Below are 13,015 nucleotides of genomic sequence, written 5' to 3'. Positions count from 1 at the left end.
TGAAATACGAGTGGCTGCCATTCCAATCGTTTACACCTACCGAACTTGAGGAGGCTATCGATGAAATCGGCGCTGGTTTTGGCTCTCAATACCAATTTACTTTCTGCTAAGCACTTATTAGCGATAGAGAAATGAGCCGGATGATCGAAGACACATGCGGCCGCATTCGGCTATCGCCTATTGTGCCCTTGATTTGTCCTTATAGTGTTGCGCTCTCAGTAAGCTCAAAGCGAGACCAGACTGTTGAACCCGCCGTAAGCCATCCGCTTGCAATCGAACGGCAGGTTGTCGGGATCGCACAGGTTTTTGAGGCGCGGGTCCGCCATCACCTTGGCGTTGACCTGATCGCGGTGCTCGCGTGACTCGAAAACGATATACGAGAATACGACCGTCTCGCTCTCCTGCGTTTTGATCAGTTCCGGGAAAGTCAGCGTGCCCTGGCTCGTCACGTCGTCCGCTATGCATTCCTGGAATGCCAACGCGCCGTGCTCGATCCAGATTTGTCCGGCCGCTTGCGCTTGCCGGCGGTATTCGTCGATATTGCCGGTTGGCAGTGGCAGTAAAAAGCCGTCGATGTAAGCCATGATGGTATCTCCTACAAAAGTAAAGCTGTAGTGGTTTGTGTTTATTCGGCCAATGGCAGCCAAATTTCGATGCCGCCGAGCCCCGTGGCCGGGTCGAATGCTTCGGTGTAGCGCTCGAACCAGGGCTGCGGGGCGATATGAAGTCCGCTGTCCGGTACCCATTGCGTCCAAATGGCATCAATCGTTTGTTTGATCGAGCCGACGTGCTGGGCATGAGTCAGCACGGCATATCGCCCGGCCGCCAATTGTAGGTGCTCGAAGCCGGCGGGTAAATGCGCGGTAACGTCGACTTCGACGCCGACCAGGTAATCGAAACTGCATCCTTCGCCGGGGTTCCAGCAAACGCCGTAAGCCGTCTTGCCACTTTGGCTTGGAATATGGCCCAAATGCGGCACAAAGCGCTGCCAATGCAGCGGGATATTGCCGAGCGTTTCCAGGGAAAAGCGTGCGTTTAACCCGGCTATCGTGCGTGTTTCCAGATTTTCAAAGCGGACGGCGCCAAGTCCCAGGGCCATAGTCCGAATGCCTGCTTCTTGTTCGCGCAGTTCCGGGGTGAAGGCGTCGCCGAAATCGTCGGCTTCGAACAAAGGGCGGATTTCAATTTCGGACTCTTCCGGCAACGGATTCGGGCAGCGTTTTACCCATTCGATCGCTTCTTCCATCGATTTGACCTGCCACAACCAATAGCCCGCGACCAGTTCCTTGGTTTCGATGAACGGTCCGTCGATGACCGTGCGCTGCTGGCCGGAAAAACGGACTCGAACGCCTTTCGAACTGGGCTGGAGTCCTTCGCCCGCCAGCATGATGCCGGCTTTGACCAGCTCTTCGTTGAATTGGCCCATTGCGGCCAACAATGCCTCGCTCGGCATTGTTCCGGCCTCGGAACTTGGGCTGGCTTTGACCATGACCATGACTTTCATAGGCTGTGTCTCCTGATTGCAAGGTAGCTTTTTGTTGATGATTTGATCCGGCGGCTGCCATCAGTCGCCGCGATGCGCCTGTTTCAGTGCTTCGATGTCCAGCTTGCGCATTTGCAGCATTGCCGTCATGATCCGCTGCGACCTGGCGACATCGCTGTCGGACAGCAAATTGCCCAAAATGGTCGGGACGACCTGCCAGGACACGCCGTAGCGGTCGGTCAGCCAACCGCATTGCAGTTGCTCCCCGCCGTCGGCCAATTTCTCCCAATAATGATCGATGTCATTCTGGGTCTCGCAGTTCACGACGAACGAGATGGCCGGCGAGAAGGTAAATTGCGGGCCGCCGTTCAATGCGATGAACTCCTGGCCGGCCAGCAGAAAGCTGGCCGCCATGACCGTACCCTTGGGCATCGGCGCGCCGTCGCCGTAAAGGGACACATTGAGCAGTTTCGAGCCTTCGAAAACCGAAACATAAAAATTCGCCGCCGCTTCGGCTTGGCCGTCGAACCATAAAAAAGGCGTAATCTTCGACATCGCAACACTCCTGAAAGGTTCTGAATAACCGGATCAAGCCGGCGGTGGATTATTTTTTGAGACAGGCTTCTTCGGCAGCGCGCGCGGCTTCGACCAGTTCCTCTTTCGTCAACTGGCGTTGATGTGTCGCTATCGACCAGCGGTGTCCGAACGGATCCTCGATGATCCCATAGCGATCGCCCCAGAACATATCCGCAACCGGCATGATCACGGTGGCGCCGGCATTCACGGCCTGGTTGAATAACGCATCCACATCCGGAACCGTCAGGTGGATCGTCACCGGCGTGCCTTTCAGGGATTTTGGCCCGAGCATGCCTTGTTCCGGACATTCGTCCACCAGCATCACGGCCGCACCGTTGATGCTCAAACAGGCATGCATCAGCTTGCCGTTTGCGGCCGGAAGCCGGATCATTTCGGTTGCTCCGAACGCTTGGGTATAGAAATCGATGGCCGAGGCCGCGCCGGCACAGACCAGGTGGGGGACTACGCCTGGCATGCAGGCTGAATTCGCGGGATTTTCTGGGTTGTTCATAGTGGTCTCCTCAATACAAAGTTGATTAAGCGTGCCGCCACCATTTTCAATGGGCTGCGGCGATGGGTTCAAATCATCGAAAGGAATGTTTTTGTTTCACCTTCGATGATGGGTTTGTGATTCATAGTCGATCGGGGATGAACCTGTTCGACATACCGTACGCAAAAAAAATCGATTAAATTTTTGGCAGGCCTTCCAGTTCGACCAGCGGCCGAATTTCAACGGTGCCTTTCGTTGCCGCCGGAATCCGGCCGGCTATCGCAATCGCTTCGTCAAGATTAGCGGCGTCGATCAGGCCTAAACCCTTCTTCGGGCCGTCGCGCATTGCGACAGCGACCGCGCGGTTCAGTTCCCCGACCGGCGAAGGTGATGCGGTCAAGAGGCTATCGTAATAGAACACGATGCCATTCTAGTCGGTACTGGCGGTATCGGCCGCGTTGGCATGCAGGGCGGCAATCGCATCCGTCGTAATGCGTTTATAGCGAACGATTTGCCAAACGATGGTTAAATAACTTTATGCCGTATACAAACAATACAAATAGCATGCAGGCGCCGATCGAAATCAGTTGTTCTGTCGGGTTTGGCGGGATGATCAAAATATATCCTTGCCCCTTGATCAACGAAGAAAAGCTGGAAACACAAAACGGCATCATAAATAAGCGAAATGTTTGCCAAAAATCGACTTTTGCATCGCGAGGTTTGGAAGCGCTCAGCATCAGCGCAAAACCGATGACTAGACTGATGCCGAGTGAGTTCAGCCAAATCCGGATAGACGGGTCAAAATAGTGGATGATCGTTACAATGTACCAAATCAAATAGCACCAAAGCACAACCTTCCCTTTTGAAAGACTGACAAAGTAATGAATCATGCGGGATATTTGGGTTTTACAGTATTTCACACCATTATCCGACCGTGCTGACAGAGGTGTTGAAATAGGAAAGCAAGGATTACGATGAGCCTGGAATCTGAACCGCACTCAATTAATGCTTAAAATTGATTTCTTGTCAAGAAAATTTAGAGGGTATTCATGTGGGGAAGAAATTAGTGAGTCTTTATGCCGATCGTTGAGCTCTCTGCTTTCAAAATCTGGACCTTAGCGGATAATATACGTTCTTCTATTTCTAGGGATTATCCGTATGCAAAAGCAATCTTCAGATCAGGATAATCAAACGATTGGCCATGCCGGACTCAGGGAATTGATCGCCTGGGCTTTTTACGATTTTGCCAATTCCGGCTATACGACCGTTGTGCAGACGACGATTTTCAGCACCTATTTTGTCGGCGTGGTCGCGGGCGGCGCGGCGGGCGTTGCACCCGGATTGGCGACGCTGCTCTGGTCGTTGTCGGTCGGTTTTGCGAATTTTATCGTGATGCTCAGTGCGCCGGTGGTTGGCGCGATTGCGGATGTGAAGGCCTGCAAGAAGCGTTTTCTGCTGTGGTCTTCAATCGGCTGCATCGTGACGACCGCCTTGCTGGCGCTGGTCGGGCCCGGCGATTACCAACTTGGCATGGCGCTGGTGATGCTGTCGGTGGTGATGTTTGCGTATGGCGAAAATCTGGTCGCGGCGTTTTTGCCGGAACTGGTGCCTGAAGAGAAGATGGGCCGATTGTCGGGCTATGGCTGGGGGCTTGGCTATGTTGGCGGACTGTTGACCCTGCTGCTCTGCCTCGGCTACATCACCTGGGCGAAGCGTCAAGGCATCAGCGAAGCCGAGGCGGTGCCGGTGACTTTGCTGATTACCGCCGGCATCTTCGCGCTGACCGCCGCGCCGACCTTTCTCTGGCTACGGGAACGCGCCATACCGTCGCCGGGAGGATTAAGCGGTGCCTTGATCTCGGCAAGTTTCGGCCGCTTGCGTCACACCTTTCAGGAAGCCCGGCGCTTTCGCGATCTGATCTGGTTTTTGGCCACGCTGGCGGTTTATCAGTCCGGCGTCAGCACCGTGATCGTGCTGGCGGCGATTTATGCGCAGCAGGTGATGGGTTTCGATACGCAATCGTTGATCGTGCTGATCATGGTGATCAATGTGACCGCCGCGGTCGGCGCGCTGCTGTGCGGCCAGTTGCAGGACCGTATCGGCTCGGTCCCGACGCTCGCCATCACACTGGTGATCTGGATTGCCGCCCTGATTGGCGCTTATTTGGCCGAGGCGCGCGAGGATATGTGGATCGTCGGCAATATGATGGGGATCGCGATGGGCGCGAGCCAGGCGGTCGGCCGCGCATTGGTCAGCAAGTTTTCACCGGCCGAGCGGGCCGGCGAGTTTCTGGGTTTGTGGGGATTGGTCAACCGGCTCTCGGTGATCATAGGGCCGTTGAGTTATGGTCTGATCAATTACTGGAGCGGCGGCAATCACCGACTGTCGCTGCTGTCGACGCTGGCCTTTTTTGTGCTCGGCTTGCTGCTGTTGTTCAAAGTCGACGAAGGTCGGGGAAAAGCGGCAGCCAACCAACCCTTACCTAACGGCGGTTTTTAAACGGATTCAGCGTATTGTCTGGTAGATGCCAAGAGACCAGGAAGGTGGCCACAAACACCAGACTACCCAGAACCAGAATCGCGATCACAGGATCGGCATTTTGCGAGGCGGCATAGGTATAGCCGCCGACCGCGATCAGCATCGCCAGATTTTGAAAAAATCCCTGCAATGCGACCGCAGCGCCGCTGCCGATGCTGAGCATCCCCAATTCCTGTAGCGCCGCATTGACCGGCACGATGAACATGCCGCCCATCATCCCGACAAAAAACAGCGTGCCTCGGGCCTGCCAGAGGCTGTCGGTGAAGCCAAGCCCGATAATGAACAATCCCATCAAATAAGCCGGCAGACGCGCGCGGCGCAAATGTTCGAGCGGTATCATGCGCGGCACCAGCGCCGACCCCGCGATGATGCCGACGGCAAGAAACAGCGTCAGTTCGGCGATTTCGGTCGCGTTATTGAGCGAGAACACCACAGGCGCCCAGGCTACGATCAATACACGCAAGGTCGCCGCAGTGGCCCAGAACAAGGACGCGCCGAGCATCGAAAAACGCGAGCGCGGGGTCGTAAAAAACTGGCCCATTTGCCGTCCGAATTCGAGTATTTTCGAGCCGGTGGAAGGGTGATTGGCCACTTTGGCCGGCAACAGCAGCGTGACCAAAGCCGAAACGACGAACAACACGATCGTGCCGGCCAAGGCCAAATCGGTCGATTGATCGGCCACCTTCGCGCCGATCTGCATGCCCATCAAAATCGCGAGGATCGTCGAGCCCTCGACCAGACTGTTCGCCTTGACCAGAAACTGATGCCCGGCAAGTTCGGGCAGGATGCCGTATTTGGCTGGGCCGTAGATCGCCGCGCCGACACCGACGATGCAATAGGCCAATAACGGCTCGATATGCATGAATAATAAGCCGGCGCCCAAGGCCTTGATCATGTTCGCGACAATCAATACCCTGGACTTGGCATGATGATCGGCAAAGCCGCCGACCCAGGGCGCCAGTACCACGAACGCGACCAGAAACGAGCTTTGCAGGGCCGGCACATACCAGTTCGCCGGATGATCGGCCTTCATCACGATCGCGATCACCGCAAACAGAATGGCGTTATCGGCGAAGGCGGATAAAAATTGCGCGATCAGTAAGGGATAGATTTGTTTGTTCATGACGGGAAGTCGTGTTAAAAAGCGTTAAACCTAAATCGTTCGGGAGTTGCCAATGTCCACCACTTTCCTGTTAATCGCGGTTTGTTTTCTGGCTTATGCGAATGGCGCCAACGATAATTTCAAAGGCGTCGCCTCGCTGTTCGGCAGCGGCGCGGCAAATTACCGGCGCGCCTTGCTGTGGGCGAATCTAACTACCTTGGCGGGTTCGCTCTGTTCGTTTTATCTCGCGCAAGGCTTATTGCTTAAATTTTCCGGCAAAGGTCTGGTACAGGATGTGCTCGTGCATTCGATTCCTTTCATGACCGCGGTTGCGAGTGGAGCGGGCGCTACCGTGATATTGGCGACCCGGCTTGGTTTTCCAGTTTCCACGACACACGCCCTACTCGGCGCGATGATCGGCAGTGCATTGGTCGCGGCATTCGGCGAAGTCAATCTGGCCGCATTGGGCAGCCATTTTATGCTGCCGCTGCTGTTAAGTCCAATAGCCGCGATGCTGACGTCGATGATCATGACCTGGGTTGCGGCCGGATTAAGGCGACGAATGCCTTCGGATACGAATGCCTGTCTTTGCGAGGAAGAGTCTGAGACGCTGCTATTGGCCGGCAACGGTGCTACCAATGTGGCTTGGTTTGACGGCCCGATCCGGCGTTTCAGGGTTGGCAAACAAGCCGATTGCGTAAATCGGGAGGCGCGCGTATTGCTGGGTCTGAATAGGCGGAAAATGGCCGACGGCGTTCATTTTCTTAGCGCCGGCGCGGTCTGTTTTGCGCGCGGACTGAATGATACGCCGAAAATCGCCGCCTTGTTGCTGTTGGTTCCCGCTTTGGGCGCTCCTTTTTCGATCGGATTGGTCGCCGCGATGATGATTCTTGGTGGATTGTTCAGCGCGAAACGCGTGGCCGAAACGATGAGTCACAAAATCACCCCGATCGACCCCAATCAGGGCTTGTCTGCCAATCTGACGACCGCATTGCTGGTCGTGTTCGCGAGTAGACTCGGCATGCCGGTTTCGACCACGCATGTTTCGGTCGGCGCCTTGTTTGGTATCGGCTTGCTGTCGGGTAAGGCGCACCTGTCGGTGATCAAGTCGATCGTGCTTTCCTGGTTGCTGACGCTGCCTTGTGCCGCCTTGATGGCCGGGGCGGTTTACAGCATCAGCCCTGGTTGAATCGAGAGAGCGGAATGAGATGGAACTCCAGTCAGTTGACCCCCTGGGTTTTCAAAACTTTCGGGTTTTTGGTACTTTTTGCAAGCATCAATCATCCGTCGATCTCGCCGAATAAGTGAATACGTCGGCGGGATATCCAGGTTGTTTGACGATAGGGAATGACGTAAGAGTCAATCGACAGTTCTGAGGAGTTCTAAGGACGCTTTTCATCAAACCTGGATACGGAATTCAGCACGGCATGTTGCTATGCTGAGGTCCATTTAAACTTATTTTTCCCGGAATTAGCTATTTTCAGCTTTTAATACCTGGGCAGCAGCGAGTTCGGTTGCCGCCAGATAATTGGTCTTGCCGGTCGCCAGCACCGGCACTGCGTCAATGACGATCACCTTCCTCGGCAGACTGATTTGAGCGACACCGACCGCCGATTTGGCCAGGTCATGCAGGGTGGCGCCTTTGTGCGTGGTCAGCAGAATCACCTGTTCGCCTTTTTTCGGATCGGGCAAACTGACCGCGGCATGGTGGGCTTCCGGCCAGGCTTCGATCGCCAGTTGTTCGACCGCGGTTAATGACACCATTTCGCCGCTCACTTTCGCGAAGCGTTTGCTGCGGCCCTTGATCGTAATATAGCCTTCATCGTCGACCGAGACGATGTCGCCGGTGTCGTACCACCCCTTGCCGTATTTCGATTCGGGCGGCACCAGTTTGCCGGGATTCGGCGCGAGCAGATAGCCCTTCATGATATTAGGGCCGCTCACATGCAATTGGCCGGCGCCTTCGATGCCGGGGATCGGTTCCAGTTGATATTTCATGCTCGGCATAAAGCGGCCGACGGTGCCGGCCTTGAAGCACATCGGCGTGTTGACCGAGGTGATCGGCGTCGTTTCGGTTGCGCCGTAGCCTTCAAGGATGCGGATACCGAATTTTTCGGCCCACAGCGCGCGGGTGTTTTCCTGTAATTTTTCGGCGCCGGCGACCACGTAACGCATCCGGTAAAAATCGTAAGGATTGGCCTTTTTACCGTAGGCGGCCAAAAAGGTATTCGTACCGAACATCACCGTCGCCTTGATTTCGTAAGCGATTTCAGGAATCACCGCAAAATGCAGGGGGGTCGGATAAAAGAACACTTGCATGCCGTTCAGTACCGGCAGCATCGAACCGACCGTGAAGCCGAACGAGTGGAACATCGGCAAGAAGTTCAGCACCACATCCTGCGGATTGAAATTGATCACCGATTCGAGTTGTTTCAGATTGCCCAGGATGTTCGAATACGACAGCACCACCCCTTTCGGTGTACCTTCGGAACCGGACGTAAACAGTACGGCGGCCGGATGGTCAGGATCGATGTGGTGCGACTTGTACCAGAGTCCGGTGGTATGGCTAAGTAATAGGGCTTTCAGTTTGGTCGTCGGGGTCATCTGTTTTGCCAAGTCTTCCAGAAAAACCAGTCTGACATTCTCGGCCAGATGCGCCGCGTCTTCGTGCAATTTGCCTTTTTCGATGAATTGACGCGAGGTGAGCACCGTTTTGACCAGGGCTATTTTGCAGGCGGATACCATGCTGGCCGAACCGGTCGAAAAGTTGAGCATCGCGGGAACGCGCTGATGCATTTGTAGGCCCAGCACCACGCAGAGCGTATTCGTCGAGTTTGGCAGCATCACGCCGACATTTTCACTCGTTTCAGTAATCGTGGCGATTAGATTGCCCAAGGCAATCGTGCGGGTGATCAGGGTGTTGTAACTGATCGGTTTACGCGCCAAATCATCGGCGATCGCAAACTTGCCGCCGTGAACCCGGCGCGCGTCGAGCAGCGCGGAAAATATCGTCTGCCGGTAATGACTGGTCGCAAACATCATTTCGGTCATGATGTCGGCTAATAAATGACCGCAGTAGCGCCTGCGGGACTTGCCTTTCAAATACTCGGGCGCCTGAATCCGGGTCGGCGGCAGAATCTGAATCATGATTTTCGGAAACCAGCGTAGACGGACTACGTTTTGCAGCCGTGAAAAGTGCGTATATTTGGCTCCCTCGATCCGTATCGGCAGCACCGCCGCTTGCGATTTGTCGGCGACCATGGCGGTGCCGTCGTAAATCTTCATCAAGGTACCGGTGACCGTGATGCGTCCTTCCGGAAAGATCACCGTTTTGGTGTCGTGCTGTAGGTGATGGGTGAGGTCCTTCAATGACAACGGGTGAGTCGGGTCCATCCGAAACACTTTGGACAGCCCGAGGAATGGCCTTAGCCACCAGCGTTCCGAGATGTGTGTATTGATCGCGAAAGTAATGTCGTCCGGTAAAAACAACCAGAGCAACATCGGATCGAGAAATGAGGTGTGGTTGGCGACGATCAGTACCCGTCTGCCGGCAGCGTGGTAGTTTTCGATGCCGTGAATTTCGATGCGGTACAGAACTTTAATGATCAGTTTTACCGTAAAACGCAAAAGTTGTTTCAGCATATTAATCCTCCTCATTTCATCTTATCAAACTATCAAAATCACCGGAATGAAGATTACTATAGCGCTTAATTAAACAATGTTCAATTAATGTCGGCGATTTGCCATCCAGGCTATTTTATGAAGATGCTGGCCGGCTGTGATGCATGGAGTCAAAACCTGCCTGTTTTCAGCAAAATTAAGCGGCGGCGCGATTTTTTAGGTTAAAATAGACCGAGGCAAAATAATCGCAAAGGAGTTGCGAAAAAACCACCCAATAACAAAAACACAAAACAATTGGAGAGCACAATCATGGCACAATTCCCAATCGATCTGGGCGCCTATAAGCGCGTTTCGCTGACTGCCGGCAATCCGACATTATCGCCGGATCAAAAAGCGGCGCTCAAGGCCAATATCCAGCTTTGCCGCGATGCGATCGTCTTCTTTACCGCAACCGGCGCGGCGCGGGGCGTGGGCGGTCATACCGGCGGTCCGTACGACACCGTTCCCGAAGTGATGATCCTGGACGCGCTGTTCCGCGGATCAAATGACTTCGTTCCTATCTTTTTCGACGAAGCCGGCCATCGGGTCGCGACCCAATATCTGATGTCGGTATTAAACGGCGACATGCCCGCCGAAAAATTGATGCTGTACCGCGAAGCGCATTCCCATTTGCCGGGCCACCCTGAATTGGGCTTTACTCCCGGCGTCAAATTCAGCTCCGGTCGTCTGGGTCACATGTGGCCGTATGTAAACGGCGTGGCGATGGCGAATCCGAGCAAGACCGTTTTCTGTCTGGGCTCCGACGGTTCGCAACAGGAAGGGGACGACGCCGAGGCGGCGCGTTTGTCGGTCGCACAAGGGCTGAATGTCAAACTGTTGATCGACGACAACGATGTGACCATCGCGGGCCACCCATCGCATTACCTGAAAGGCTGTTCGACCGCGCAAACCCTGCGCGGCCACGGCGTGACCGTGCTCGAAGGCGATGGCGAAGACATCGACGGCCTGTATGCGCGGATCATCCAGGCGATCAACACCGAAGGCCCGGTCGCGGTGATCAATCACCGAAAGATGTGCCCAGGCATTCCGGGCATCGAAGGCTCGAACCACGGCCACGACGTGATCTCGGTCAAACACGCGATCGAATACCTCGAAGCGCGCGGCTACACCGCGGCGATCGAGCTGCTGAAAAGCGCGACGCCGGCCAAGCAAAACTACACCTTCAAGGGCTCCAGCGATAAGTGGGACGCTAACCGCAACGTCTTCGGCGATGCCTGTGTCGCGGTATTGGGTAAAATGAGCGAAGAAGAGCGTATCGCCAAAGTCCGCGTGATCGACAGCGATCTCGAAGGCTCCTGCGGCTTGATCAAGATTCACAACGCTTATCCTGAAGTCTTCATTTCCTCCGGCATCATGGAGCGCGGCAACTTCTCCGCGGCGGCCGGTTTCGGCATGGAAAAAGGAAAACAGGGCATTTTCGGCACCTTCAGCGCGTTTCTGGAAATGAACATTTCCGAAATCACGATGGCGCGCCTGAACAATTCGAACGTACTCAGCCATTATTCGCATTCCGGTATCGACGACATGGCCGACAACACCTGCCATTTCGGTTTGAACAGCCTGTTCGCGGACAACGGTCTGGACGATGCTTATGCGACTAACCTGTATTTCCCGGCCGATCCGAATCAAATGCGCGCCTGCGTCGAAAGCGTATTCCACGATGAGGGATTGCGTTTCATCTTCTCGACCCGTTCGAAAACACCGATCATTTTGGACGAAAACGGCAACGAACGCTTTGGCGGCGATTACAAATTCGTTTCCGGCAAGGACGAAGTAATTCGCGAAGGCACCCAAGGCTACATCATCAGCTTCGGCGAAGCGTTGTACCGCGCGCTGGATGCTGTCGAGCGCCTGAAAGAAGAAGGTATCGATATCGGTTTGATCAACAAACCGACCTTGAACGCGATCGATGAAGACATGCTGGCCAAGGTCGGCAAGTCGCCGTTGGTGCTGATCGTCGAATCGTTCAACCGCAAGACCGGCCTCGGCAGCCGTTACGGTTCCTGGTTGCTCGAACGCGGCTTCACGCCTAAATTCGCGCATATCGGTACCCACAAGGAAGGCTGCGGCGGTTTGTGGGAACAATTCCCGCATCAAGGCCTCGATCCGGTCGGCATCATCGCGAAGATCAAGTCGATGCGGTAAGTCGATTGGCTTGATGAAAAAGGGCGCATGATGCGCCCTTTTTTGCTTAAGAAGGCTGTCTATTTTAGCTAACCGCCAAAAGCAAAGGCATGGCGGATGTTCCCAAAGCAATCCACCGTAGCCAAGATTGTTTTGCTTTTAATTTAGGCGGATGGCTGGCGCGAATCCGCCTATGGCCTTAAACACCCCGCATTTGCGCTATTTGTACCTATGGACAATCAGATTTTGCGATAGCTTATGTTGCCGAGTTCAACCACCGGGTGCGGAAAACCGCATGTCAGGTGGTGCGAAAAGGGTAATGAGCGCAACTCAGTTACCTCCACCATGTCGCGTTATTACTTGATGCGCGAACCGGTTCGCAAATATCGCTTAAGTTCATTCACGACTTCACCGCACTCATCATGGATGCTTTGCAGAAATGGATTATCTCCAATGTGCGTTACCGTACCGACTCCAGGATGCTTTTCCAATAAAATTTTCAATAGCTTGCGCGATGAGGTCTTTTGACAGCAGAACCAGGAGCAAGAAGACCAGCGAATAGAGAGGTGGCCCTAAAATTTTGAACAGCGATCATCGATTTTAAAGTGAAATTCTTGCTGATCGTTACTTTTTGTGATAATAGATAATCCGATAGTGAGGTGGACGGTTAGCCCCACCTACTACATGTTAAGTTAATTACCGTTATCATGCTGGTACGCCTCGGTGACGATCCAGTAATTAATAGGAGTGTTGACTTTTTTGAGCAAGGACCGCCACTATATCTAGATGCTGGTGGAGCTAACCGTCCCCCCGCATCCGATAAATCTATCCGCCCTAAAAGATAGTTAAACGATAATAACAACATCGAGGCGAGACTAATCGATTAGGTCAATTAGACAATAAGGAGCGGTTATGAACAATTCCGATTGCACGTTAGCGAATCCACACCGCACGAAACTGCTATCCAAAAGTCCGTTAGGGTTACGACGCCTGAGCCGATTATGGGCTGCGACCCTAATTC

The 13,015-nt window shown here is 54.2% G+C and carries 11 protein-coding genes; 3 read left to right on the top strand and 8 right to left on the bottom strand.

Annotated features, from left to right (window positions below):
• Positions 1-224: 224 nt before the first annotated feature.
• The 6 genes from U2W12_RS00630 to U2W12_RS00605 form a co-directional block, all read right to left on the bottom strand.
• Positions 225-584: a DUF1428 domain-containing protein gene (locus U2W12_RS00630; protein ID WP_326498741.1), complete on the bottom strand. Its 360-nt coding sequence runs from the start codon at positions 582-584 to the stop codon at positions 225-227.
• A gap of 41 nt (positions 585-625) precedes the next feature.
• A complete protein-coding gene (locus U2W12_RS00625) occupies positions 626-1,504 on the bottom strand; it encodes a GyrI-like domain-containing protein (RefSeq protein WP_326498740.1) in 879 nt (292 codons plus the stop codon).
• Positions 1,505-1,564: 60 nt separating this feature from the next.
• Positions 1,565-2,038, bottom strand: a complete 474-nt coding sequence (locus U2W12_RS00620; RefSeq protein ID WP_326498739.1) for a VOC family protein — start codon at positions 2,036-2,038, stop codon at positions 1,565-1,567.
• Positions 2,039-2,087: 49 nt separating this feature from the next.
• On the bottom strand, positions 2,088-2,570 hold the full coding sequence (locus U2W12_RS00615) for a VOC family protein (protein ID WP_326498738.1): 483 nt from the start codon (positions 2,568-2,570) through the stop codon (positions 2,088-2,090).
• A gap of 175 nt (positions 2,571-2,745) precedes the next feature.
• Entirely contained in the window at positions 2,746-2,949 is a 204-nt protein-coding gene (locus tag U2W12_RS00610; RefSeq protein ID WP_326498737.1) for a YciI family protein, read from the bottom strand.
• Between the two features lie 97 nt (positions 2,950-3,046).
• On the bottom strand, positions 3,047-3,469 hold the full coding sequence (locus U2W12_RS00605; RefSeq protein WP_326498736.1) for a hypothetical protein: 423 nt from the start codon (positions 3,467-3,469) through the stop codon (positions 3,047-3,049).
• Positions 3,470-3,707: 238 nt separating this feature from the next.
• On the opposite strand from U2W12_RS00605, the gene U2W12_RS00600 reads away from it, so the two are divergent.
• Entirely contained in the window at positions 3,708-5,048 is a 1,341-nt protein-coding gene (locus U2W12_RS00600; RefSeq protein ID WP_326498735.1) for an MFS transporter, read from the top strand.
• Here the strand turns inward: U2W12_RS00600 and lplT are convergent.
• Complete coding sequence (gene lplT, locus U2W12_RS00595; RefSeq protein ID WP_326498734.1) at positions 5,032-6,210, bottom strand: lysophospholipid transporter LplT; 1,179 nt, start codon at positions 6,208-6,210, stop codon at positions 5,032-5,034. The genes U2W12_RS00600 and lplT overlap by 17 nt on opposite strands.
• Positions 6,211-6,262: 52 nt before the next feature.
• Here lplT and U2W12_RS00590 point away from each other — a divergent pair, with 52 nt between their 5' ends.
• The gene (locus U2W12_RS00590; protein WP_326498733.1) at positions 6,263-7,378 is read left to right on the top strand and encodes an inorganic phosphate transporter; all 1,116 of its coding nucleotides are present in this window, start codon (positions 6,263-6,265) and stop codon (positions 7,376-7,378) included.
• Between the two features lie 281 nt (positions 7,379-7,659).
• Here U2W12_RS00590 and U2W12_RS00585 read toward each other — a convergent pair whose 3' ends face one another.
• Entirely contained in the window at positions 7,660-9,831 is a 2,172-nt protein-coding gene (locus U2W12_RS00585; RefSeq protein WP_326498732.1) for an AMP-binding protein, read from the bottom strand.
• 288 nt (positions 9,832-10,119) lie between these two features.
• On the opposite strand from U2W12_RS00585, the gene U2W12_RS00580 reads away from it, so the two are divergent.
• Entirely contained in the window at positions 10,120-12,015 is a 1,896-nt protein-coding gene (locus U2W12_RS00580) for a transketolase C-terminal domain-containing protein (RefSeq protein WP_326498731.1), read from the top strand.
• Positions 12,016-13,015 lie beyond the last annotated feature (1,000 nt).

The organism is Methylomicrobium sp. Wu6 (genome assembly GCF_035916875.1).
GTDB lineage: Bacteria > Pseudomonadota > Gammaproteobacteria > Methylococcales > Methylomonadaceae > Methylomicrobium.
Note: the sequence above shows the minus strand (reverse complement) of the source record. Positions and strands in the feature narration are given on the sequence as shown.